This is a genomic window from Peribacillus sp. YIM B13482 (assembly GCF_042787975.1).
GTDB classification, from domain to species: Bacteria; Bacillota; Bacilli; order Bacillales; family DSM-1321; genus Peribacillus; species Peribacillus simplex_A.
On the sequence record NZ_JBHZPF010000061.1, the window covers coordinates 1 to 25,649 of the forward strand.

A 25,649-nucleotide genomic window follows, 5' to 3' on the forward strand; every position below is an offset into this window, starting at 1 on the left:
CCCGGTACAATACCGGGACCATTTATTAGCTGCTTAGGCACTTTTTTATACTGTCCGTAAAATGGGGCACAGTTCAAGGAGCGTTGTCTTTTTTTATATTTTTGATTATTTTATAAAATAGAGCTATTGCAATAATTGGTTCTTTAGATATTTTTCTATTAACTCAATAAATAAGTTCATAGATTTCGTATGCAATTCCACAGATTCTGTTATAACTGAAAAATTTCTTTTTATCGGTGTCCCTTTTACATTTAATACTTGAATGGTACCGAGCATTCTTTCTTTTCTTACAGTAAGTTCAGATAAGTAACTAATACCAAGCCCAGCTTCAACTGCTTCTTTTATAAGTTGTGTGCTGCCGAATTCCATTAACTTGGAAGGACGTATTTGTAAAGATTGAAATAATGTTTCTGTTGCCTCTCTTGTACCAGAACCTTCTTCACGGACAATCCAATTCTCTTGTTCTACCTGTCTTCGTGAAACTTCCTTATTGAAATAAATTGGATATTTGCCCCCTGCCACGATATACATTTGGTCGGTGGAAACCGATTTTATATATATATTTCGAAGAGAAATTTCCCCCTCTACAATACCTACATCGATCTCATGACTTGTGATTGCTTTGGCAATATCCCTTGTGTTGCCAATCTGTACCGAAGGGATGATATTAGGAAATAAGTTTTTCATTCTTGCAAGTATATGTGGTAATACATACTCTCCAAAGGTATAGCTGGCACCAATTTTTAATGGTCCTGTTGGCTCGTTATTTAATTCATTCACTAACATCGACATTCGTTTATATAAACCTGTAATTTCCTTAGCATGTAAATAGACTATTTCTCCTGCTTTAGTTATCTGGACAGATTTGTTTGTTCGCAGAAGTAGTTTTGCACCTACGTATTTTTCCAATTGTTGAATTTGCTGGCTGACTGCTGGTTGGGTCATATGAAGCTCTTCCGCTGCTCTGGAAAAGTTTCTTTTATCAGCTACAGATATAAATACAGATAATAGTTGATCCATATGTTCCCCTCCTTACTATCGTATTTACTTATTACAACTATAATAATCATTTATTTTCCTTATTGTAAATCATAAGTTACGATAAATTAAAAATAATCCAAATAAGGGGTTGAAAAACATTGGAACAAAAAGCGTTAATAACTCCCAGTCCAAATATGCAAAAAAAACCGGCAAAAAAGCTAAATGTTTCTTTGATTTCTGGAATTGGTTTTACCTTGCTCATAGCCGTATTAGGTTTTTTTTTAGCAGCGTTGCCAGGTCTAAATCATATTGGACCTCTTGCATGCGCCATTTTACTAGCTGTAGTTTATAGACAGGTTTTTGGATATCCAGAAAAATTACGTAATGGTATTCAATTTTCATCAAAAAAATTATTGAGGTTTGCCATCATACTTTATGGATTAAAGCTTAACATGATTGTGATATTTCATCAGGGTGTCCCTCTATTGCTAAGAGGGACAATAACGATCATTTTTTCAATTGCTGTTCTTATGATTATTGCAAAATGGCTGAAGGCAGATTTTAATCTTTCTTTATTATTAAGTGTTGGCACAGGCATTTGTGGTGCAGCTGCCATCGCGGCCGTATCGCCTATTATAAAAGCAAAAGATGAAGATACGGCTATGGGAGTAGGCATCATCGCATTAGTCGGCACAGTGTTTTCAATAATCTATACGCTAATATATCCTTTTTTATCAATTGGTCCTATGAACTACGGAAATTGGGTTGGAATCAGCCTACACGAGATAGGCCATGTTGCTTTAGCTGCTGCCCCGGCAGGCCAGGATGCTCTTGCTCACGCATTACTTGCCAAACTTACACGAGTATTCCTATTAATTCCAGTTTGCTTTATCCTCATGCTTTGGATGAAAAAGAAAGGAAAAATAGAAGGGGAGGCAAGATTCGAGTTTCCATGGTTTTTAATTGGCTTTATTGTTATGAGTTTTGTGGGAAGCTATATCATTGGTAATAAGGTATTGGTATCACAAAAAGTGATGTCTGATATTGCAGACTTCACATCATTTATGTTAACAATGTCAATGACCGGATTAGGATTGAATATTAGCTTGAAAGAACTACGTACCAAAGCAATACGTCCACTTATTGCCATTATTATTACATCAATTCTTTTATCATCGCTAACTTATATTAGTCTTTAACAAAGAATAAAAAGGTGAATTTTTACCCACTGCAATACATATATAACAGTAGGGTTTTGCTCAACTAATTCAACTTCAAATGATTTATTGAATTAAAATTTAACTTGATTTCTTGAAGTATAAAAGAAAAAGTAGGCGCAGTAATTAAACGCATTTGATTGATATTTTTAAAATAAATTTCTTTGTTTTGTTCTTTAAGGTTTAGTAAAGGTATTACTTTCGAAATAACTATTTTACCTTCGAAAGTGGGAGTAACTCCTTGTTTTGAACGGATTACCGCTAGCGAATATTGACTAAACTCTTCAATATAGTATGTAGCCACCTGTTCTAATCGCTTCAATCGTTTTCCCACTTTCTTTATAATTTTCTTGGTTGCATTTGCCGGAATCGATCCAGGTGTCTTTGAATCTGGTACATTCAAAGGTACTTTAAATCGGATTACCAAAAGAGGTTCTAGTAGGCTGCGACACGCCTTGTATATAACTGTAAAATGTGCCATTCGTGATTGTCGCAAAAAGAAAACGACAGATGAAATCATTCCTCGTAACAGGCGATTACGAGAATTTTATGATAAGAAACGTGAGGAAGGAAAGCCCTGTAAAGTAGCTGTGATAGCATGTACCAATAAATTCTTACATTGGATTTATGCACTTTTAAAAAGTAAATCGACTTTCCAAGATCTAGCCTAGCTTTAAAGTATAACTAAACAGTCCAAAACTTTCCAAACACAGAACCTTGGAAGGTTATTTGGCATACGCAAATTTAGTATAACATGAAACATTTTAAGTGTTTATTGAAAAATGTTGACAAACTAGTGGCTGGTTAGTTCTATAAGAAAAGCGAACCTTCTTCAAGAATTGCGCCCTTTAATGGAACAACGAAAATAGAAACACAAATGTTAGCTTGTTTCTCTTCAACTAACGCTCCCGTACAATTCTCCACAAACCTTGCTGCTAATTTAAATCATTACAGGAATGTGTACTGTTAGTACGAATTTAAGCACGATTATAAGTTCCCTTTATAAACTCTATAATTACCAGACAGGTTTTAACCTCGATGATAGTTTATCTTCATTTTCTTCATAAACTAATTTTGTTAAATCTTCTTTGAGCATTTGCAGGCGTTCAGCACCTATCTTTTCAATCCAACGTTGCTCAATTTCAGTTAGTATCTTCTCTTTTGCTTTCACAACTAACCAACCTCGTTCAGTCAAAACAATAATTTTCCCTCTCTTATCAGTGGGATGAGCTTTGCGCATTACATAGCCACTTTTCTCAAGATAATCCACCATTTTACTCACAGCTTGCTTTGTAATTCCTAAATATTCGGCTAGTTCTATACCTGTTGCACCATTGGGAGTGATACATTTAAACATAAAACCATGTGCAGGTCTAATATCTCCAAATCCCAATTCACTCAATCTGTCATGTAATTCAGTAATTGATGTACTAAAGGATAATGATAAAAGTGATGTAAGATCCAACTCACTAAATATTTCATGATTCATACATAAAACCTCCTTAAATAAAGTCAATTAGATTGACTTTGTTTAAAATCCATTGTACTATACGCAATGTAGTCAATCAAATTGACTATAATTCGATTATAAAAAAATTAATACATTATGGAGGGTTCTCATGGCTATCGTTAAAATTAGAGGAAGTGTATTTGCACCATATGCTTGGTTGGAACCTATTAAAGATCCTGCAACAGAAAAGATATTCGAATACACTGGTGATGCACGTGAATTTACACCAAACGCTGTAAACACTATGCGGTCAAGATTAGAGCAAGAAGTGATTATTGATTTTTATAAAAAAGAAATTTTCACATATGTAAATGCTTGTATCGTAACTGTAAAAGTTACAAATCCAAATGGTTCTATTGATTATAAAAAAGGAAAAACAAGTACAGAAAATATTGTATGTACTAATGTTTTGTGGGGCACTGATGAAGTTTCTTTTGAAATGAGGGCAAGTGCAAGTAATCCTTTAAATGCAGCAGCACCTGCGGCTGATTATTTATTAACTATACATGTTAACAAGAGTGGTGCTGCACAGATTGAAGGTGCACATGATGGGTTCCCCTGCTATGAATTTTATAAACAAACAAATTTCGGTCCATTTGAATTAATATATACACATGATTTCAGAAAAACTGGTGACACTCCGGCAGCACTAGCTGGGGAAATGGAATACAGTTTTAAAACGACAATCTAGATATAAATACTAAGTAGAAGTTTACAAGCAGCAACTATTAAAGGAAAAGCAATAACTTATACGGAAGAAATTGCGGCCTGTTTTGCTCAATGGGTCAATATTATTATTACCCAAAATAAATCAAGAATTACAGAGGTGTGCCTCATGACTAATATCGTTAAAGTTAGAGCAAGTGTATTTATTCCAATGTCTTGGACTGAACCTAAGAAGGATACTCAAACAGGAAACATTATTCAATTTGAAGGTGATGCACGTGAATTTACACCTTATGCGGTAAACGCTATGCGTTCTAGAGTGGAACAAGAAGTAGTTGTAGATTTTTACAAAAAAGAAATTTTCACATATGCGAATACGGGCATAACAACAGAAAGAATCACAACTCCTGATGGTTCCGTTAATAAAAAAACAGGAAAAGCTAGAACGGAAGGCATTTTGTGCACTGATGTTGTATGGAGGTCAGATGACGTCAAATTTCAAATGATTGCTAGTGCTAGCAACCCATTAAATGTATATGCACCTCCCGTTGATTATCTATTAACTGTACATGTAAAAAAAGATGGTACTATCGATATTCAAGGTGCACATGACGGATTCCCTTGTTATGAATTTTATAAGCAAGTAAACTTTGGTCCGTTTGAAAAGATTCATACACATGACTTCAGAGAAACTGGTGATACAGCTGAAGCTCTAGGCGGAGACATGGAGTATTCTTTTAAAAAGATATTGTAAAGACAATAGGATTCCCTTTTTAGTGAATAAATATATAACAACAAAAGAGTGACCAATAGGAGGAAAAGAGAATGACAACAGTTTTATTTGTAAAAGCAAACAATCGCCCCGCAAACCAAGCGGTGAGTGTGAAATTATATGAGGCTTTTTTAGCTAGCTATAAAGAATCACATCCAAATGATACAGTGGTAGAGCTTGATTTATACAAGGAAGAATTGCCATATGTAGGAGTAGATATGATTAACGGTACATTTAAAGCTAGTAGAGGACTGGGTTTAACAGCAGAAGAAACAAAAGCAGTAACTGTTGCTGATAAATATTTAGAACAATTCCTTGCAGCTGATAAAGTTGTGTTTGGATTCCCATTATGGAACTTAACAATTCCGGCTGTACTACACACATATATTGATTATTTAAACCGCGCAGGCAAAACATTTAAATATACACCAGAAGGTCCAGTAGGTCTGATTGGAGATAAGAAAATTGCATTATTAAACGCAAGTGGCGGTGTATATTCTGAAGGACCAAAAGCTGAAGTAGAAATGGCTGTTAAATATGTAGCAAGTATGATGAGCTTCTTCGGTGTAAAAAATACAGAGAAAGTAGTGATTGAGGGTCACAATCAATTCCCTGATAAAGCAGAAGAAATTATTGCTGCAGGGCTTGAAAAAGCTGTTAAAGTAGCAAGTACGTTCTAATTAATAAAACACTTGTCACTCAATATAGCAGTACCACCACTTTTATAGCGGTGGTACTGTTTTTTTATTCGCTCATCTTGCTACTTTTGGGGGAGTTAGAACCCAATTGATGTAATATTTCTATTTAAATCTTATAAAAAGATAGAAAAAAGGATTACATTACAATGGAACGTTGATGGACAAAATATATATAAACTTGATTTTCTTCAACTATTCTGTCCTTTAGCTTAGTACAATTCTTCAAAATCTCACAGACAAATATCGAATTTTCTTTTAAAATGATCTTCCACAATCTGGCCCAATTGTTGAACAAAGATCAAAACTCACTCTTGAACTAACCAGCCCCTTTAGGTTCCATAAGAAAGTGTTGTGTAACAACCCTATTGTTAAACTCAAGCACCCTTCTGCAAAATAAAAAACAGGGAGATTATTCCCGAAAGAACCTCTCCCTGTTTTTTATTTAGCGGCAGTATTTATCCCTTAATGCAAGTGCATATCTAACCGATTGCTCTGCACCTTTTTCTTGATCCTCAATCATTTGTTCTAGAAGTTCTGTTGGCGGATAATAGTAATCCAATGGTTTAATTACATTTAAATCATAAGGAGGTTGTTCCACCTTAAATGCTCCTTCGCCTACTGCAAAGACTCCGCCTGTACCAGGCTCTCTCTTAAAATGGATGGCATACGGGAAGCACATTTCAACGTTGATTCTAGTCAACATTGAATTCTCAATCAATATTTTAAAACATTCTTCCAAATCGATATTACCAGTCCCAGCAGGTACGCCACATACCCTGTAATCTTCGCCATCATGGACGATAATATGATCCTTAAAATGAGTTGTAAAGGCATGTGGTGCTAATTTTCTTACAGCTTCAACCGGGTCCTCCCATGCCATCATTGCATTCCCGAAATCACAATGAGCACCAACCCAAGGGCTGTTGACTTCCTTAATGATTTGAATCACTTCATCCGTTAACTCTTCCTCGTGATTTTCAACAGCAAGCTTGATTCTATATTTCTTTAATAATGGTACAATTTGTTTAATATCTTCAGGAGCTCTTCTCAATCTGTCTGGATCATATTCTCCCATGCAGGTATACGTACGAATGACATCCGCTCCAATTCTATGCGCGGCCTCAATGACCTCGGTTAGATGTTTCGGATTGGTTCCATTTGTATCGATTTCAGCGAAAAATCCATACTTTTGAATTTCTTTTTTCACATTGTCTAAGTATTCCGGTTCAAACGAATCTAATGTACCAATTCCTGGTAACCCTGGCCATGGAACAATATTGATCATGACTCCATCTAATCCCAATTCGGCTGTTTTTCTGATAAAACCGAAAATATCCATTCGACCTGTAATAAACTGCAAGTGAAAGCTTTCTGTCTCTAATCCAATTTTCATGTTTTACCCACCTTTATGTTAATTTATTGTGCAGAGAAGAAATTAAACTAAATTTTGTTCGACTTCTATTTTTATTTGAATTAATTTCTGCTTAACGACTTTGCTTACGAAAGTTCTCTTAAATAAGGGAAGAACCAGCAACTAAACGACGGAACACATTCTCTCCAAAAAAGAATAATTGGTCACCTTTTTACCTCGGCCATCAATTCAATTTCAATCATTGCACTCATAGGTAATTCTGCTACCTGAATGGTACTCCTAGCTGGAAAAGGCTTCGAAAAATATTCCGCATAAATTTCATTTACAGTTTGAAAATCTGATAAATCAGTCACAAATATAGTTGTTTTCAAAACTGAATTCATTTCTAGACCTTTTTCTATTAAAATGTGCTTTAAATTTTCTAAACATTGTCTTGCTTGGTCTTCAATGCCTATAGCTAATTTATTAGTATTAGGATTTAAAGGGAGTTGCCCCGAAATATAGAGAATCCCTTTTGATAATACCGCTTGGGAATATGGTCCAATAGGTTGTGGCGCATTATTTGTTAAAACTGCTTCTTTCATAATAAAAATCTCCTTTTTATCTACAATGTTTTTCTCGTAACTTTTTGACCGTTTGTACAGATTCTTTAATTTCATTATCTTGGGCCAATAACATTTGTTCTAAAAGATCCTCACTTCTATAGATGTTGTTAAAGGATCAATCAGTTTTGATGGAAATACGGTTTTTACATCTTAAATGATTAGCTGTTTTTTCTGATAAAATCGAAAATATTCATTCAACCGATAATAAACTGCAAGTGAAAGCTTTCTGTTTCTAATCCAATTTTCATTTGTTACCCAAATTTAAGCCAATTTATATATCGATAAAAAATTAAGCATTCATTTAATTATCTTCCAAATATCAGTTAGTTTGTTTTTTCTTTTTTAAAATTTTAACTGAATAGTTACTTATAATAAAACCTATAGCTGCAAATGCAATCATAATCATAAATACATATCTATATCCAGTAATTCCAGGATTGTGATCCAGAATATTACCATACATGGCAAAGGCGAAAATTGAAGGAGCATAACCAACTAAACAAGCTAATGATACGGCAGCACCACTTATTTCTTTTGGAATATCAATTTCATCTAATGGGGCAAAAAACACAGCCCGTTGAGTAAATACAATCGATCCGAAGCCAAGTGTCGCAATTATTCCTATATAAATATTCATTTTGTCATGTGGAAGCATAATAAAAATTATCATTGTAATAATGGATAAGAGAAATGTAAATCTAAGGTATTTTGTCGCTGATTTAAATTTTTTATCAACTAAGAATCCACCGATGGGACCGCCTATCATTTTTAATCCGTATTGGTTTATAATCCCATATACACCTAATAATGCTACCGGCATTCCATAAATTTCTTGCAAGAACGGAATAAAGTAAGTTAAGCCTGCGTAAACCGTATAAACGCAAAATATTGTAAATGAGGAAAACCACAGTATGGGAGTTTTAATAGCTTGAATCGCACCTTTCAAAGCTACTTTATTTTTACTAATTTCTTCTCCACCCTTATCAAACGTTTCAATGATATCGTCCTCTATAAAGAAATAACTAATAATACCAACAATAATTGTAATCAAGGCAAAGAATAAAATTGCGGCTCTGAAACCTAATGACTCAGATCCTAACCAAATAAATATACCTAGAGCAGAGAATGCAACGATTGTATCTACAACACCACGACCAGCCTCAAGAAATCCAAACATCCTGCCTTGTTCGTCGGAGTCTCCAAGCAATTTAACGGTTTTTATCAATACTGGCCAAAAAGTAATCTCTGTAAATAAAGCCATTACTCCCCAAGAAGCTAAAATTCCATAATAACTTGGTATAGTAGATAAATAAATCCCAGTTGCACCTACACCAATCAATCCAATCGGAATTAGCTTCCTTTTAGAAAATCTATCAGTGATATAAATGGAGACTACATAACCAAACATTTGTATAATAGCATATACAGATAATGCTAAACCTATTTGGGTATGTGAAAGGTGAAAATATTTTTGCATCGGAACGTAAAAAGCATCTTTTAAGGATGACAATTTAAATATTGTTCCTCCTCCCAAAATTAAGATACATAAGGTAAACCATTTTTTGACCTGCTTTTTTGCTACTGCCATAAACAATCCCCCCTCATAAACAGACGATTTCCAAAAGTCCTGCCATTATGTGATATATATCCATGCCATTTTATCGCTTGCTCCTTCGGCATTGACACTTATTTTTGAACCACGAAGTTCTCCATATATCGATAAATCGCATAAGCTACCCCATTCTCATCATTTTTCATGGTTGTCGTTGTACAAACAGCTTTTATGACATCTTTCGCATTTCCCATCGCTACGCTGTATCCAACTTTCTGGAACATGGATAAATCATTGTTGCTGTCCCCGATTGCCATAGCCTGATCTAAGGAGCCATTCATCAAAAAAGCCAATTTTTCAAGGGCCATTCCTTTTGAAGCTCTTTTACTAGTAATTTCAATGTTGTGATCAGCAGATGAAACAACCATCAACTCATCAAACTGTTTGAATTGGTTCCATGCTCCCTCTAATTTCTTTTTATCAAAAGAACATGCTAATATGTTATAGAATTCTTCCTCCTGTTTTAAGATATCATGATAGTTTTCAACTAAAACATATCCAAACTGGTCAAATTGCCTTTCCGCTACTTCAACTAATTCTTTCATATCTGTATTCAAATCGGCGCTTTTCAAACTTTTAATCTCATTATGGAAATGTTCTCTTCCCTTTTTAAGAGTATAAATGGCTTTATCAGTAAACACTTCGAAATAATAATTCCGTTCATCTAACCATTGGAGAATAGATTCGACACAATCTTTAGTTATCGTAATAGAAGAAATGCACTTTCCGCTTTTGGAATGAATAGTTGCGCCATTTGTCCCGATTACAAATGGGGAAATCCCGGCTTTTTCACAAATTGTTTGAACGTCAAAATAAGCCCGTCCTGTTGAAATAACTACTTCAAAGCCTCTTTCTTGGGCATATTGAATCGCCTTTATATTTTCATCACTAATTTCATTCTGGTCGTTTAATAATGTTCCGTCTAAATCTATCGCAATGAAACTCATGCTATATAGCCCCTTTTCTCATCCTATCTATTAAATTCTCTTTCTAGCTTTTATACCTGCTCTCAATAAAAAGCCAATCTTAATGTGGAATTTTTAAGGTTTATTACTGTTTATTACGGTTCTATCATAATTTATCAATATAAACCCCACATTAATCCAATGTTAAGGTTTTGTAAATCAGGTCTTAATTTGTCCAATTCACCTGCTCTTATTTTCATTATCAACTAGAAAAAAGCCTCAACAACTGACCGTAAAGAGGGGAAAGTAAAGGCAAATCTATTAAAGATAAAGTGAAAAGTTTTTTATTCAAACATATCACTCTTTCCAGTTCGTCATTAAACAAAGCTCCTGTTTAGCTAAATAACACCTATGCAAAAAACTCTCTTGAAACAAGAAATTATCGGTCTTATAAAGAAATTTTCGTTACAAAAGAAAATAAGCCTGAACCAGAATAAATGGTTCAGGCTTATTTTTATTAGTTTAAACTAATAACCTTATTCATAAATATCTTTTTTCATACCAAAATATTTTTGGTCGCATATCGTTGCCAAACGGCAATTTTATGGTAATGCATAACAACACCCTGAATCAATGATTCAGGGTGTTGTTTCAAAATTATTCTCATTTTAAGAAGTACGTTTCTTCGCTTCATCATTTCCCGGCTGAAACCGTGGAAAACCAATCAAGATGGCAATAATTCCACAAATTCCAATAAGTATTGGGTAATAAGAATATGGCAAGATGCTTATAGGGGAAATCTTTGCTACCCCTGCTGCAACAAGGAGCTGTGCCCCATATGGAATCAACCCTTGGATGCAACAGGCAAAAACGTCAAGCAAGCTCGCCGATTTACGTGGATCAATCCCATACTTCTCGGCAATATTTTTGGCAAGTGGCCCGGCAATGATAATCGAAATCGTGTTATTTGCCGTTGAAAGGTTCGTCAAACCAACAAGCCCGGCAATGCTGAATTCCGCTCCTTTTTTTGATTTGCTATTTCTGGTCACAAGGTGGAGTAAATAATCGATGCCACCATTATGTTTGATTACAGCTACCATACCTGCAATTAAAATGGCAAGGAAGGAGATTTCATACATTTCCGCCATTCCTTCCCCAACCTTTTGAATGACACCCAACGGTTGATAACTTCCATCAGCCAAGCCGATAATTCCGGCAAATACAATTCCGATGGAAAGGACCAGGAACACATTGACTCCTGCCAATGCAGTGATCAATACACAAAGATATGGAAGGATCTTCACCCAATTATAAGCATGTTGGGAAATGTCGGCTTGTTCACCCATCGTTAAAATTCCTAGGATGGCACATGTGATGATGGCCGCAGGTAAAACGATGAAAAAATTCACTTTAAACTTATCCTTCATTTTCGTTCCCTGTGTTCGAACTGCAGCGATTGTCGTATCCGAAATGAAGGATAGATTATCACCAAACATCGCACCACCAATAACGGCCGCCATTGAAAGGGCAAGCGAAATATCTGTTTGCTCACTAATTCCAACCCCAATAGGTGCTAGGGCAACAATCGTTCCCATGCTTGTCCCCATAGATAAAGAAATAAAACAAGCAATAATGAAAATCCCTACCATTAATAGATTTTGCGGAAAAACAGCTAAGGCAAGATTCACTGTTGATTCAACTGCCCCCATGCCATTTGCAACTTTGGCAAAAGCGCCTGCCAAAAGGAAAATGATAACCATTAACATAATATTGGAGTCCCCGGCACCTTTACAGAAGATTTCAACCTTTTGATTGAAAGTCTCTTTCCGATTCATTGCCAATGCAGCTGCCGATGCAATAGAAATCGCTACAATCACCGGAAATGAATAAAAATCTTTAGTGATGATTCCGGAACCTATAAATAAAATTAAAAAAACGACAAATGGGATCAATGCCCAAGGATTCCCTTTATTGTTTGCACTCATGATGAACACCTCTTTTTATTTTTCCCATGACATGTGTCACAGCCCTTATTCTTTTAACAGTTTTTGCAAATAACGCTAATAATAACCTGATATGCCCACTAATGGAATCAACAGCTTAAAACTGTCGGCATAAAAAAAGACCTCTTCCTTTAAACAACAAGAAGAGGTCTTTTAATTTATAAAAAAACGCCCCCCTTATCTTTCAGGCAAAAATTAGCCTGCTGGATTTGGCACAGCACTCCTATTAAGTCTGCTGCCGAGACATCTTCGGGCCAGTCCCTCCGTCTCTCTTGATAAGAAGATCTAAATTATATAATTTATCAAATATTACGATATCTACCAGAAAAGTACCAGACTGGAAACTCGCCGAAACCAACTGAGTTTGTGAAAGTGACATCGAAAGCCATATTGAAAAGCAAATATAAGAGTACAGCATTTTATGTATTTTCGCAAGGTTTAGTTTTAAAGTATTTCACATGTGGACCTTAATATAATAAAGGGCCTTTTACAGGTGCAGTAAATAAGTTTTTTTCAATAATGATTTACTTGTTAAACTATGATCCAACCCCTGTCTTTTATCAGGGAGGAACTAAAAATAAAAAGAGGTCTAAAGAAAGGACCTCTCAGCAAATTTGTTGTATCAGGTTAGGTGAATTATTTTTAGTTGAGTTCACATCAGTCGAAACCTCAAATGCTTCCATCTGTTCAGGATCGAATGATTTTAAATACTGCTGCAGATATGCAGGATCATTAATGGATGGATTCAACCAATCTTTTTCATCTTCAGGTTTTAGGATGACAGGCATACGATCATGAATGCTGGTCATTAGCTCATTAGGAACGGTCGTTATAACTGAGCACGAATAAATGTTGATGCCCTCTGGAGATTTCCAGGATTCCCAGAGACCGGCCATACCAAATGGAGCATGATTCTTAAGCTTTATTCGCATGGGTATTTTTCGCTCGGGTTCCTTCTTCCACTCATAAAAGGAATCAGCGATTATCAAGCATCGTTTCTTCTTATACGCATTCTTGAAGCTTGCCTTCTCAGCAATGGATTCCGCTCTGGCATTGATCATTTTGTAGCCCACTTTTTCATCTTTTGCCCAAAAAGGAATGAGTCCCCACCGAAGATATCCAAGTCGATTCCTAGCCCCGTCATTAATGACGGATAGCACGGAGTGGGAAGGTGCAATATTGTAACTGAATTGGTATTCTTCATCAAATGATCCTTGAATATCGAACCGGTCTTTTATTTCTTCAATGTCAGTGAAAAGGGTGAAACGTCCGCACATAATATCGCCTACCGTTTTAAGATTTATTACAGTGTAACAAATGGAACGGGCAGGTACAAATTAGCGTTCTAAAATCCTGATGTCGGTAAATGGTTGATTGAATAATTCACTGGAAATCAAAAGTGTTCCAAGGACCTCTCTTTCATCTTCAGCTTTAATGATTTCCGACAAAATTAATGTACTGCCATTCCTGACCGTTACATTATATTCATTCATAGGATTCCCCCTCATAAGGCTAGATGGTTGTTATTATAAACCAAAAACCTACAAGTATCATTATTGACCTTTAGCAGAGTCGTGGTTAATCCACTAATGAGGAGCCTGTACAGTGGCTCCATTAAACTTGATTACCCTTAAGATTAATCACCCGAAGCAATCCGAGACCCTCATTTCATAGTAAAGGAAGCTTGTAATCTTCCATTTGCATTCAAAATAACATATAGATAAAAAAGACTGTCCATGAATAAAATCAAAGACAGTCTGGTCAGAAGGTTTTTCACTTCAACAAATTTATACTGGTAATGATAATAGGGATAGCAAAAAGGTCGATGAGGAATGCCCCTACGATCGGTACGATAAGAAATGCCCTTCTCGAAGGACCAAATTGACCTGTAATGGCGGACATATTTGCCATTGCGTTGGGTGTTGCCCCTAATCCATGTCCGATAAAGCCACCAACCATGACAGCTGCATCATAATTCTTACCTAGTAATCTGAATAATACCAATGTACCAAGAAGTACTATGAAAAATACCTGGACGAAAACAATTAGAAGCATCGGCAATGCCAAATCGGCCACTTCCCATAGTTTTATGCTCATTAAGGCCATAGTTAGAAAAATTCCCAATGTTACGTCTCCGATTAGATCGATGCTTTTCATATCCACAGCTTCTCTTTTAAAACCATCAAGAATATTTCTAACGATAACCGCTACAAACATTGCTCCTACATAGCTTGGCAAAACAAAACCGGTTGAACTCGAGAAAAGCTCTCCTAAGTAAGAACCTGCTGCCATACAGAATGTTATGATCAGAATCTGGATCATGAAGTTTTGGGCGTTGATCCCTTTGGATGAATCTCCGTTCGCTTCCACGGCTGCTGCCACTTCATCATTAATATCTGCTTCGGATGGCTGTAATTTATACTTAGTGATTAAATATTTAACGGATGGACCACCAGCTAACCCGCCTGCAACCAAGCCAAAGGTTGCTGCTGCAAGTCCAATGGATAAAGCGGAACTAACCCCAAGATCTTCAATTGTCCCGCCAAATGCAGTAGCTGCCCCATGGCCTCCTTCCATCGAGATGGGGCCCATTACTACTCCTAATAAAGGCTCTAAATCAAGTACGGTTGCAAGTGAAACTCCTATCATACTCTGAAAAAGAGCCAGGGCGCCACAAGCCAGCCAGTAAATGACGAGCAGTTTCCCACCTAGCTTAACAAGTTTAAAGCTTGCCCCTAACCCTACAGTTGTAAAGAAAGTAAGCATGAAAAGGCTTTGTAAAGTAGTATCCAATGTTAAATTGATCAATCCAGCCTGTCTGAAGATTGTCACAAGTATCGCGAACAATAATCCTCCCACTACTGGAGCCGGTATGCAAAACCTTTTAAGGATGGGGTTCTTCCTATTAACAGTCCACCCGCCAAAAACAGTGATACGGCGAGAAATAAAGTTGTGATTTGATTTAATTCCAGATTCATCGTATGTCTGCCCCCAGATGTATAATTTACTATTTAAAATGCAGCAATACCTCATTTATTAAATGTGCTGCCAATGTAACGGTTTTATTATTTTCGTCCAACGAAGGATTCACTTCCGCGATATCAAAGGAGAGGATCTTTTCGTTTGATACGACATGCCTAATAATCGCACGGACCAATTTCGGATTCAGTCCAAATGGAGAGGGTGCACTTACCCCTGGTGCGTAGGCTGAATCAATAACGTCAGTACATAATGTAAGAATGATGAAGTCATTTTTTTTAACGAATTCATTTATCCGCTGCTTGGTTTCATTCATTTCGTTCAATGACAAATCTTCTTCCAATATGTAGTCGACCTTACTCCCCTCAGCAGTTTTAAACAGGGCCTTCGTATTTCCCTGTTTCTGAATTCCGACACATAAATATCCACAACTTTGATCTTCGTCCAAAATCTGTTTAAACATCGTTCCTGATGAACTTTCTTTTTCATAAGGCCTCATATCAAAGTGAGCATCAATATTAATAATCCCCAATCTAGCCTTTGGTCCAACGTATTTCCTTATCCCAAGATAATGACCATAAAGGGTTTCATGTCCTCCGCCAAGTATGATAGGAATCGCTTTACTCTCCAATATCTGGGCAACAGCTGATCCCAGTTGAGCTTGGGCATCCTCCATCTCTGAACCTTCACAGATTACATTTCCAGCATCCACCAGCTCGGTTTGGGAGGATAAATGACATGGTAATTTCGCCAAGGACTGCCTTATATGATCAGGACCCTCAGCAGCACCAATCCTGCCTTTATTTCTTTTGACGCCTTCATCACATTTGAAGCCAATCATTCCAAAGGTTCTGGATGCTTTGGGAGAGGTGTTTAATTCCGAAATCGGTGACAAACGCACTCTTTGGTGGTACCTGAAGCTGTCCATTTCAGAATGGGAATCAACCCTTCCATTCCAATAATCTAAAATCGGTTTATTATACATAATTTCTCCTTTATTAAAAAAATTCTGAAATATCTTTTTTAAAAATTATAATTGAGATAATATATAATTACCAATACAAAATTTTAATATATCTATAGTTTTAAACTATAGAAAGGAGAATATATGGATCTTCGCCAACTACGTTATTTCACTACCGTTGTCCAGGAAAAGAATTACTCTAAAGCTGCTAAAATACTGCATATATCTCAACCTTCCTTAAGTAATGCCATAATGAAATTAGAAAAAGAAGTTAGTTTTCAGCTTTTGGAACGTAATACAAGGGGACTTGAGCTTACGGAAGCAGGGGGGATTTTTTATACGAGATCTGTGGATTTGTTAAGAAGATTCAATAATTTTCAAGTGGAACTTGAGGAGATGAAGCATGTTGGAAGTGGAACAATATCTATAGGTTCCATTGAATCATTCAAAATCTGGTTCCCGAAGATAATCAGGAATTTTAAAATCAATTATCCTAATATTCATTTCAAAGTCAGGGAAATATTGGGGGAAGAAAAGGTTATCGAATCGTTAAATCGGTTTAATGTTCATTTCACCATCACGAACCAGCCAATTAACCATGAGAAAATCATATCTGCACCCCTATACAATGAAAAATTCGTGCTTTTGGTCCATAAAGATGACGAATTAAACGAAAAAGAGTCTATCACTTTCCAAGACCTTGCAAAGAAAGAATTGATCATCAGTACAACTGGATTTCAAACAAGAGATGATATCTTAATAGCATTCAAGCATGAAAAGGCACTTCCCAATATTATTTACGAAATAGAAAGACTTGAAACAGCTTGCAGTTTGGTGGAAGAAGGACTTGGTGTTACAATTTTACCGGAAAGCTATGTAAAATCCGTTACAACAACCGATACTGCAATCCGTGCAATAGAATCTAATTTTTTGGAAAGGACTGTATACCTGGCCTACTTGAAAGATCGATATCTGTCACCTGCGGTATGTAAATTAGTTGAGGAGATACATCGCTTTTTTAATGAGAGTGATAGAATCGACTAACTAAAAAAGCAAATCTTCACTGAAAAAATGCACAAAAAAAATATTCCCCTTTCTGCACAATGCACAAGGGGAATATCATTAGTCTGGACCGTTTCACTTCCCAATTTCCTTCTTTACATCTTTTTAAAGGAATCCTGTCTGGACTGGTTATATTAGTCAGGATGAAATCAATTCGTCACGCTACCATCATCGTCGGGATCTTCAAAATCCGCTGGATCTTTTTCCAATAGTGCCTCTTTGTCTGTTTCGTTCCATTTTGTTTTATATCCTAACGATTTCGCTACTTTTAACACCGGTAAATACGATTTTTTATCTGGTTCATATGTTTCTAAGTCACCTGCTCCAATTACACCCAATCCAAGTAGCAATTTGTCTGATTGGATATAGGGTTTTTCATCTATCAGTTTCATTTGTTCAGCTGTATAAGGATAAACGGCTCCATTCACCTTTAAGGTAAACGGTCCTTTCTTTTCTTCTTTTATTTCTTTTGGCTTTTTAGCTTTATAGGAAACATCATACACTCCTTGAACAGTTCCTTCTCTCGTATTGTCGGCTCCTCCATACATTTTCCCTGTTTCATAATCAAAAATAACAGCTTGCACATTACCGATATGTTGGGGTTTTTCTTCATAAACATGGCCTTTTGCCATTAACTCCAGCCTTGTATTTTGTTCAATTCCCGGTTCCCATCTAACTGTAGGATAACCAGCAGAATAAATACGTGGAGCTAGTATGGCATCTTGAATTAGCATATGATGATCAAGCACATTCATAATCGTTTCAGATACCGATGCTATTATCGTCGCTCCGCCTGGTGAACCAATGGCCATGAAGGGATTGCCATCTTTTAATACGAAGGTCGGGGACATACTGCTTCTTGGTCTTTTTCTTGGTTCCACCTGGTTAACGCCCCCCGGTGTGGCATCAAAATCCGTCATTTCATTATTAAGCATGAATCCATAATCAGGTACCATGATACCCGATCCGAATACTTGCTCGATTGTAGTCGTATAAGCAACCATATTTCCCCACTTATCCATTACAGAAAAGTGAGTCGTTTGTCCGATCGGGGTCTGCTCTTCCTTAACGTTCTTCATTGAAGTCGGTTCTTTGCCCTCATACTTCCATGGATCGCCTGCTTTGACATCAACTGTTGATCTATTTGGATTAATGAGTTTTCTTCTTTCTTTTATATAATCTTCATCCAATAGTCCTTTAGTAGGTACATCATAAAAATCTTCATCTGCCATATAGGCGGCTCGATCGGCATATGCGAGATGCATGGCTTCCGTTAGATAATGAAGATACTCAGGGGAGTTAGCCCCCATCTTTTGTACATCGTATCCTTCCATGAGCTTTAGGATTTGTTGGATCGTCAAACTGCCTGAACTTGGTGAAGCTGCACCCACCAATTCAAAGCCCCTATATTCCGATCTAATTGGTTCTCTCTCTTTCACCACATAGTTTTCCAAATCCTCTTTTGTCATCGTTCCTTCACGTTTTTGAACTTCTTTGGTAAGTGCTTCTCCGATTTCACCTTTATAAAAAACGTTAGAACCTTGTTCTTTTATTAACTTAAGAGTCTTTGCCAGATCTGGCTGAACGAGGGTATCTCCCTCTACCAATGGTTTTCCATTTGGTACAAAAACTTTTGCAGCCGCTTGGTTATTTTCAAGTTTTTTTACATTTTCATCGATATATTGAGCTGTCGCCCAATTGACTTTTACCCCTTTTTCAGCTTGTAAAATGGACTGGTCGATAACTTGTGATAATTTCAATGTTCCATATTTCTCAAGAGCAGTTTCTACCCCCAAAAGTGTTCCGGGAACTGCAACCGCTTTCCCAGATATGTGCCGTTTACTAAAAGGAATAGGTTTTCCCTTTGAATCTAAAAAAAGTTCAGGCGTAACATTTTGTGGTGCCATTTCGCGACTATCGATCATCGTTATTTTATTTTCCTTTTTATTATAGATCATCATAAAACCACCGCCGCCGATTCCAGACATCATTGGCTCAACTACATTTAACGATAATTGAATGGCAGCTGCTGCATCGACCGCATTTCCACCTTGTTTTAGTATCTTTATACCCGCTTCAGCTGCTAACGGATGAGAAACTGATACGATTCCTTTTGTTGCACCCCTTCCCATTGACTTATCCACTCCGGGGACACTTGCAAAAGCTGGTGTGATCATACAAAAGAAACTGAAAGTAACTAAAATAAAACTTTTTAAAAATTTCATGAATTAGTCTCCTTTCAAAAACAAAATTGGGATTTCACCATACGGCAAGTGGATATACGGATGATCCTCGATTGCAAGTCTGGAATATGCTGGTTGATCTCTAAATTGAAACAGTATTCACATTCCTTTTGGCTGTTGGATAAGTTCTCTTAATGATGATTCAATTCAAAAAATCACCCCCCACGAATTTCCAGCATGACTCTAAAACTAACCCTTACATCCGGGTGATAATCGAAGCCTGGCACTGTCCAAGCCATAGAAAACAAATAATATAGCCATGACCATAATAGGAAGCCTGCTGCCTACTGTACCTCTAGTTGCCTCTAAAACTAGCAGAATGGCCATTAAACGAACCACAAATCCAAAGCGCCGGTTTGCACTATCCTTGATTTTTTTTAGTTTTCCTTCAAACCGGAAGAAGCGTCAAAAGGGAAAATTTCAAGTTGCCTGGTACGATATCTTTTTAGCAATCCTCAGTATAGGCATAGGTGCATATTGGCCATTATTTTTCGTGAATATAGTCCTTTTCCTTACTGAAGGCCGTGATAATACCGGTCACTGTTAGACTCATAACCAATAAAAAGTACTTATTAACCTTTTCATACAACCCCCCATCATTTTTTTCATCATCTACAAAAGATGATACTATTATTATTCTACCGACCACCTTGCTTTTCCTTTTTTTTGCAAAATCAGACACAAAAACCAAAAGTCCTACTGTCGATTAAAAAAGTTTTATTTAAATCAAATAAACAAGCATAAATGTGTAAAAACACCTGCTTAAATACTGAAAATTCTGTTATTTAATGGGTTCATTTTCCTCTTTATTACATTTTCACCCTTAATTTAAGGATAATATTGACTCTTCCGTTTTAGAAATATATTATTGTTATAAACTTATAAGTCTTTATTATAAAACTAGAAACTTTTAACATATTTCTAGCCTTTAATCGTTATATACAAATATTATTTGAGAGGGTATATTTGAGGTCCGCCCTTCCTTTTACCAGCTATTTTTTGTGTGTATTTTCCAATCTAACTGAAGTGGGTGATTGTTTGAATTTCCTATCCCTCCGCTATTTCATAGAGGTTTCTAACCATCTTAGTTTCAGTGAGGCTTCCAAAACCCTGCATATATCGCAGCCAGGACTTAGCCAACAGATTTTATCCCTCGAAAAACAATTAGGCCTTAAACTATTAAATCGAACGACAAGAAAAATTACATTGACGGAAGAAGGAGAGTACATCTATAAAAAACTTGCCCCTTCCTTTGAAGATATTGAGAAAACAGTGAATTACATAGTTGAAAATAAAACCATCCCCAAGCCCAAAATGAAGATTGCTACTGTCCCCTCTGCAGCGAGCATATATATCCCGAAGTTATTGAAAAAGATAGTGGGGGAATACCCGGAAACAGATTTTTACCTGCATGAAACAACATCCTCAAGAGCAGTGAAGCTCGTAAACCAACAAAATTATCACATCGGTTTCATCCGAACGCCCATACACAATAACATCATCGCAAATGAAGGATTAAGCATGATTGAATTCAAAAGGTTCCCTTTACAATTAGTCGTTTCCATTGATCATCCACTAGCCCAAAAGGATGCGATACACTTATACGAAGCAAGAGACGAATCTTTTATCCATTATGATGCCGTCCAAGCACACTCCCTTCAATTCCTTTTGGAAAAGGCTTGTCTGACTGCTGGATTTTCACCTAAAGAATTATGTAAAGGATCTGAATTATTAACGATCGCCAACCTTATAGCCAATAACTTAGGCGTTGCTCTCATGCCGAAAGATATGGTGAGTTTGTTGGGAAAAAGCAAAGTTAAAGCATTGAACATCGATAACTCTGAATTATCCAGTTCCATATCTGCAGTTTGGAAAAACACGGATGATCCGTCAATGCTGACTAAGCATGTTTTGAAAACGTTAAAGAATGATCAGACTTTTTACGATATATGAGATTCTTGGCTTAAAAAGCTGCGAAACAACTCGGAGTGAGAAAAACCATTTAGTTTGAATAATATTTATTACACTTTACCTTTTAAATGATTCATTTTTTGCATTTTGTGAAATTTTTAAAAAAGAGCCCCTCTCGATTAAAAGGGAGGGGGCGAAATAAGGGGTTTAGGCAAGTGAAAAAAGCCCCATTTCTCGTTTGTGACACTGAGAAATGGAGCTTTTAATATTGGATTAATTTTACTTCTATACTTCGATAAATAATTTATCACTGGTTATTTGAAAAACCACGGTGAATAAATGCACTTTGAATCGGATAAAACTCTACTAGAATTATCCCCCTGTGGTTTTCTTTTTGTATATCATGTACCGTTATTTATTCCCTGGAGCAGGTTGATCGACCCCTCTAACTCGATGTTTATGCCCATCATCTTCAGTTGTGTAAAAATCATAATAATGAACGTGCATTCCATTGCCAACAGGAATGGCTGGTCCCGAATATGCCTTATAATAATGGTTATGCCCATCCTCAAATACCACATATCCTTCTGTATAGTGAATATGTTCTCCCTCTTGTGATGGAATTGGCGGGGATGTTACATCCAGACATTGATGGACATGGCCGTCCTCTACAGATGTATAATCAACGGACCCATGATTATGATGTGGAACAAACCCAGAAACAAAATCATCTTTTCCTACCTTGTTCAATCCATTCACCCCTTATATATTAATTATCATAAATTCCATAAACTATATGCTTGGAACAATAAGGAGATTCGTAACAATCATAATTAAAAAAACGTAAAAGTATACTTTTACGAACGATTTTCCTGCCTACTGGAGCCTATGTGAACATATACAAACAATTCAATATTTTAACAAATTAACGTGTTAAAAAAATAGATTGATTTCAGCAAAGAGTAAAGATATAATCATCATGATAATGATTATCAATTCCATTAATGAACAGTAAAGGATGAATTAAAAAATGTTACATAATCCCTCTCTAAAGGGACTCAAAAAGCGTTCAAATGGTTTTCTGCTATTGTGTTTATTCATTCTGGTGATTATTGGATTAGTGCTGTGCCTATTTTTGGCTGTAACATTTGGAGCAAAAGAGGTTAGCATCAATACGGTGTGGTCAGCGATTTTTGATTATAATCCCACACTGACACAGCAACAGATTATCCACGAACTACGGCTTCCACGGGTGATTGGCGCTGCATTAGTCGGAGCAGCTTTTGCAGTTGCAGGTGCTTTGATGCAAGGAGTCACCCACAACCCCTTAGCTGACTCAGGAATACTTGGTATTAACGCAGGGTCAATGTTTGTGGTAGCCCTTAGTTTCGCTTTCTTTCCAAATATACCATATGCTGTCTTGATGGTTTTTTCATTTATAGGAGCTGTGTTGAGTACATTATTCATTTATATAATAGGCTCATCTGTGCCGGGAGGATTAACACCTATAAGGCTAACAATCTCAGGTGCAGTGATAGCAGCGCTCCTACATTCACTTAGTTCAGGAGTGGCCATTTATTATGATTTGAGTCAGGATTTAGCATTTTGGTATGCGGGGGGTGTAGCAGGGATAAAGTGGAGTCATTTGAAAGTGCTTGCTCCTATTATTCTTATCGCAATTATTTGGGCAATTTCATTAGGTCGATCTGTATCACTCATTTCAATGGGCAATGATATTTCCACCAATCTTGGTGTGAATACGAATCGTATTAGAATACTAGGAATGATAGTTGCCGTTATTCTGGCAGGAGTTTCTGTTTCGGCCGTTGGTTCAATAGGTTTTGTTGGACTTGTAATCCCACATATTTCACGAAAATTGGTTGGAGGATATTATCAGCTCATTATTCCAATGTCAGCATTATTGGGTTCGATTCTGTTAATACTGGCTGATCTGGGTGCCAGAACGTTGAACCCGCCTAGAGAGCTGGCTATTGGTATAATGGTTGCCCTTGTCGGTGTTCCTTTTTTTCTCTATATTGCTCGTAAAGTAGGGAGGGACTTATAGGTGAAATATCATATGAATGCAGACAACAAGAGGGCATATATAGTTACTATGGTATTTATTTTTATTAGTATAGTTGCAGTATTAATAAGCTTGAATACAGGTACACTGCGAATTTCACCTTTAAAAGTAATCCAAACGCTTTTTGGCAACGGTGATTTTAAAAGTACTACTGTGCTATTTGATTACCGTATGCCACGAATCTTGATTACCATGTTGGCTGGAGTTGGATTAGGAATTTCAGGTGCAATCCTACAAGGTTTATCGCGTAATCCTTTGGCAGACCCAGGAATTTTAGGCTTACATGCAGGTGCGTCCTTTGGTCTCATTATCTTTGTAACATATTTTCATTCATTGGATGAAAAAGCATCAATCCTTATACCGCTATTTACCTTTTTAGGCGGAGTCTTAACTGCTTTTCTAATTGTTTTACTTGCCTATGATCGTTACAAAGGCATACTGCCCATTCGCCTTATTCTCATTGGAATTGCGATTTCTGCTGGTTTTAGTGCTATTACACTTTTTCTGTCTCTTCGTCTTGATGAAGAAACCTACTCATTTGCTTCAAGATGGTTAGTTGGTAATGTATGGGGAAGAGATTGGATCCATGTTATTGCCCTTTTTCCCTGGATCCTTATTTTAGCACCTTATGCTTACTTCAAATCTAACACATTAAATGCCTTATCACTAGGTGATGACCTAGCGGCTGGACTTGGTGTTTCTGTTCAAAAACAACGTTTGCTGATGCTGGTAACTGCTGTTGGTTTGTCATGTGCGAGTGTAGCAATGGCCGGCGGTATTGGATTTATTGGTCTAGTTGCCCCGCATCTTGCCCGTCGGCTTGTTGGCCCGATGTACCAGCATTTCCTTCCTGTTGCAGGACTTATAGGACTCATTATTTTGGTGCTTGCGGATACCATCGGCCGATCCATATTTCATCCAAATGCTATTCCAGCTGGTATAGTAGTCGCTGCTATAGGAGCTCCCTATTTTCTTTACTTGCTCACAAAAACAAAATAACTTTTCAATTAGGAGAAAAAATGAACAAGAAAATTACTATTTTATTTAGCATTATGTTAATTCTTATTTTGTCGGCTTGCGGACAGACATCTTCAAATGATAGTAAATCAGCACAAAAAAATAAACCAGAGAGTGAAGAACCTAGAATCGCTTCACTTTCCATCCACCTAACAAATGATTTACTTGCATTAGATATAACTCCAGTTGGTTCTGTAATTGGTGGAGAATTAAAAGATTTTCTGCCGCATGTGAAGGATCGATTAAAAGATACGCAAAAGCTTGGACCTGTAAAAGATCCAGATATGGAAGCGTTGATAGAACTAAGCCCTTCTGTAATTTATCTTGATAAAGAATTTTCAGGACAAGATGTATCAAAATATGAAAAAATCGCACCGACTCATGTATTTAATCTTGATGAAGGAACATGGAGAGATCATTTAAAGTCCGTTGCTAAACTTGTCGACCGTCAACAGCAAGCAGAAAAGTTCATATCAGATTATGAAAAACAAACGAAAGAAGTCAAAAATTTAATTGAAAATAAACTTGGTGAAGGCAGTAAAGTAATGGCAATCCGTGTTACTGCAAAGGAGTTACGAGTATTTAGTACTGAAAAGCCAATGGGACCTATCTTATTTCAGGATTTAGGTTTTAAACCTGCCAATGGTGTTGAAAAGATTGATAAAAATCTACCTTACGAAGTCATATCTCAAGAAGTTCTTCCAGATTTCAATGCAGATGCTATATTTGTCATTGTCAACAGTGACGATGAGTCTCAGACTGCTTTTAAACAGTTGGAAGATACACCCATTTGGAAAGGGTTGAAAGCAGTTAAAGGAAAACATGTATACGTAGTTCCGGATCAGCCATGGCTTGACTATTCAGCACTAGGAAATAAAATGGCCATGGAAAACGCAAAAGAAATCTTTTCAAAATAAATAGTGTTATTTTTTACGCTAAGCGAAATTTCAAACTAAAAAAGTCGATTCCTGTACGTTGAACTGCACCCCAATTGTTAGACACAACTAACAATTGGAGGTGCAGTTTTTTATGGCGAGATTTTCTTCAGA

22 protein-coding genes, 2 pseudogenes and 1 riboswitch are annotated in these 25,649 nt (G+C 36.6%); of the genes and pseudogenes, 10 read left to right on the plus strand and 14 right to left on the minus strand.

The features are described from left to right. Positions 1–123 precede the first annotated feature (123 nt). Positions 124–1,020, minus strand: a complete 897-nt coding sequence (locus tag ACFX4L_RS21615; RefSeq protein WP_214811823.1) for a LysR family transcriptional regulator — start codon at positions 1,018–1,020, stop codon at positions 124–126. A 155-nt stretch (positions 1,021–1,175) separates the two neighbouring features. Here ACFX4L_RS21615 and ACFX4L_RS21620 point away from each other — a divergent pair, with 155 nt between their 5' ends. Beyond that, complete coding sequence (locus ACFX4L_RS21620; RefSeq protein ID WP_284472082.1) at positions 1,176–2,180, plus strand: YeiH family protein; 1,005 nt, start codon at positions 1,176–1,178, stop codon at positions 2,178–2,180. Between the two features lie 64 nt (positions 2,181–2,244). On the opposite strand, the gene ACFX4L_RS21625 is transcribed toward ACFX4L_RS21620, so the two are convergent. Further along, positions 2,245–2,520, minus strand: coding sequence for a hypothetical protein (locus tag ACFX4L_RS21625; RefSeq protein WP_284470984.1), 276 nt, complete (start codon positions 2,518–2,520; stop codon positions 2,245–2,247). A gap of 28 nt (positions 2,521–2,548) precedes the next feature. Here ACFX4L_RS21625 and ACFX4L_RS21630 point away from each other — a divergent pair. Next, positions 2,549–2,869, plus strand: a pseudogene (locus ACFX4L_RS21630) (transposase); the annotation flags it as partial. Positions 2,870–3,213: 344 nt separating this feature from the next. Here ACFX4L_RS21630 and ACFX4L_RS21635 read toward each other — a convergent pair. Then, positions 3,214–3,687, minus strand: a complete 474-nt coding sequence (locus tag ACFX4L_RS21635) for a MarR family winged helix-turn-helix transcriptional regulator (protein WP_106028393.1) — start codon at positions 3,685–3,687, stop codon at positions 3,214–3,216. Positions 3,688–3,817: 130 nt separating this feature from the next. Here ACFX4L_RS21635 and ACFX4L_RS21640 point away from each other — a divergent pair, with 130 nt between their 5' ends. From ACFX4L_RS21640 to ACFX4L_RS21650, 3 genes are all read left to right on the plus strand, one after another. Next, positions 3,818–4,399 (plus strand): DUF3238 domain-containing protein, encoded by a 582-nt coding sequence (locus tag ACFX4L_RS21640; RefSeq protein WP_377387282.1) that lies wholly within the window; start codon positions 3,818–3,820, stop codon positions 4,397–4,399. Positions 4,400–4,543: 144 nt separating this feature from the next. Next, the gene (locus tag ACFX4L_RS21645) at positions 4,544–5,128 is read left to right on the plus strand and encodes a DUF3238 domain-containing protein (protein ID WP_377387285.1); all 585 of its coding nucleotides are present in this window, start codon (positions 4,544–4,546) and stop codon (positions 5,126–5,128) included. A 71-nt stretch (positions 5,129–5,199) separates the two neighbouring features. Next, on the plus strand, positions 5,200–5,826 hold the full coding sequence (locus ACFX4L_RS21650; protein ID WP_284470987.1) for an FMN-dependent NADH-azoreductase: 627 nt from the start codon (positions 5,200–5,202) through the stop codon (positions 5,824–5,826). Positions 5,827–6,286: 460 nt separating this feature from the next. Here the strand turns inward: ACFX4L_RS21650 and ACFX4L_RS21655 are convergent, their stop codons facing one another. From ACFX4L_RS21655 to hutG, 9 genes and pseudogenes are all read right to left on the minus strand, one after another. After that, positions 6,287–7,237, minus strand: coding sequence for a sugar phosphate isomerase/epimerase family protein (locus ACFX4L_RS21655; protein ID WP_377387288.1), 951 nt, complete (start codon positions 7,235–7,237; stop codon positions 6,287–6,289). A 182-nt stretch (positions 7,238–7,419) separates the two neighbouring features. Then, complete coding sequence (locus tag ACFX4L_RS21660; protein WP_284470989.1) at positions 7,420–7,800, minus strand: RidA family protein; 381 nt, start codon at positions 7,798–7,800, stop codon at positions 7,420–7,422. A gap of 340 nt (positions 7,801–8,140) precedes the next feature. Then, positions 8,141–9,409: an MFS transporter gene (locus tag ACFX4L_RS21665; protein WP_377406155.1), complete on the minus strand. Its 1,269-nt coding sequence runs from the start codon at positions 9,407–9,409 to the stop codon at positions 8,141–8,143. Between the two features lie 98 nt (positions 9,410–9,507). Beyond that, positions 9,508–10,380 (minus strand): Cof-type HAD-IIB family hydrolase, encoded by an 873-nt coding sequence (locus ACFX4L_RS21670; protein WP_377406157.1) that lies wholly within the window; start codon positions 10,378–10,380, stop codon positions 9,508–9,510. Positions 10,381–11,006: 626 nt separating this feature from the next. Continuing rightward, a complete protein-coding gene (locus ACFX4L_RS21675; protein WP_284470992.1) occupies positions 11,007–12,323 on the minus strand; it encodes a Na+/H+ antiporter NhaC family protein in 1,317 nt (438 codons plus the stop codon). Between the two features lie 192 nt (positions 12,324–12,515). Next, positions 12,516–12,623, minus strand: a riboswitch (SAM riboswitch). Between the two features lie 323 nt (positions 12,624–12,946). Next, positions 12,947–13,618: an SOS response-associated peptidase gene (locus ACFX4L_RS21680; RefSeq protein WP_284470993.1), complete on the minus strand. Its 672-nt coding sequence runs from the start codon at positions 13,616–13,618 to the stop codon at positions 12,947–12,949. 60 nt (positions 13,619–13,678) lie between these two features. Continuing rightward, on the minus strand, positions 13,679–13,834 hold the full coding sequence (locus tag ACFX4L_RS21685) for a hypothetical protein (RefSeq protein WP_155727292.1): 156 nt from the start codon (positions 13,832–13,834) through the stop codon (positions 13,679–13,681). A gap of 280 nt (positions 13,835–14,114) precedes the next feature. After that, positions 14,115–15,319 (minus strand): annotated as a pseudogene (gene gltS, locus ACFX4L_RS21690) (sodium/glutamate symporter). Positions 15,320–15,348: 29 nt separating this feature from the next. After that, entirely contained in the window at positions 15,349–16,305 is a 957-nt protein-coding gene (gene hutG, locus ACFX4L_RS21695; RefSeq protein WP_284470995.1) for a formimidoylglutamase, read from the minus strand. A gap of 123 nt (positions 16,306–16,428) precedes the next feature. On the opposite strand from hutG, the gene ACFX4L_RS21700 reads away from it, so the two are divergent. After that, complete coding sequence (locus ACFX4L_RS21700) at positions 16,429–17,328, plus strand: LysR family transcriptional regulator (RefSeq protein WP_377406159.1); 900 nt, start codon at positions 16,429–16,431, stop codon at positions 17,326–17,328. 167 nt (positions 17,329–17,495) lie between these two features. On the opposite strand, the gene ggt is transcribed toward ACFX4L_RS21700, so the two are convergent. Then, positions 17,496–19,571 (minus strand): gamma-glutamyltransferase, encoded by a 2,076-nt coding sequence (gene ggt, locus ACFX4L_RS21705; protein ID WP_284470997.1) that lies wholly within the window; start codon positions 19,569–19,571, stop codon positions 17,496–17,498. Positions 19,572–20,627: 1,056 nt separating this feature from the next. Here ggt and ACFX4L_RS21710 point away from each other — a divergent pair. Beyond that, positions 20,628–21,542 (plus strand): LysR family transcriptional regulator, encoded by a 915-nt coding sequence (locus tag ACFX4L_RS21710; protein WP_141133653.1) that lies wholly within the window; start codon positions 20,628–20,630, stop codon positions 21,540–21,542. A gap of 369 nt (positions 21,543–21,911) precedes the next feature. On the opposite strand, the gene ACFX4L_RS21715 is transcribed toward ACFX4L_RS21710, so the two are convergent. Further along, positions 21,912–22,250 carry a YmaF family protein gene (locus tag ACFX4L_RS21715; RefSeq protein WP_125162106.1) on the minus strand — a complete coding sequence of 113 codons (339 nt, stop codon included), beginning with the start codon at positions 22,248–22,250 and terminating at the stop codon, positions 21,912–21,914. 280 nt (positions 22,251–22,530) lie between these two features. Here ACFX4L_RS21715 and ACFX4L_RS21720 point away from each other — a divergent pair, with 280 nt between their 5' ends. Genes ACFX4L_RS21720 through ACFX4L_RS21730 form a run of 3 tightly spaced genes read left to right on the plus strand, consistent with a single transcriptional unit; the run spans position 22,531 to position 25,517 of the window. Then, a complete protein-coding gene (locus tag ACFX4L_RS21720) occupies positions 22,531–23,565 on the plus strand; it encodes a FecCD family ABC transporter permease (RefSeq protein ID WP_061462876.1) in 1,035 nt (344 codons plus the stop codon). A 12-nt stretch (positions 23,566–23,577) separates the two neighbouring features. Then, positions 23,578–24,582 (plus strand): FecCD family ABC transporter permease, encoded by a 1,005-nt coding sequence (locus ACFX4L_RS21725; protein ID WP_377406164.1) that lies wholly within the window; start codon positions 23,578–23,580, stop codon positions 24,580–24,582. Between the two features lie 20 nt (positions 24,583–24,602). After that, positions 24,603–25,517, plus strand: a complete 915-nt coding sequence (locus ACFX4L_RS21730; protein ID WP_377406162.1) for an ABC transporter substrate-binding protein — start codon at positions 24,603–24,605, stop codon at positions 25,515–25,517. Positions 25,518–25,649 lie beyond the last annotated feature (132 nt).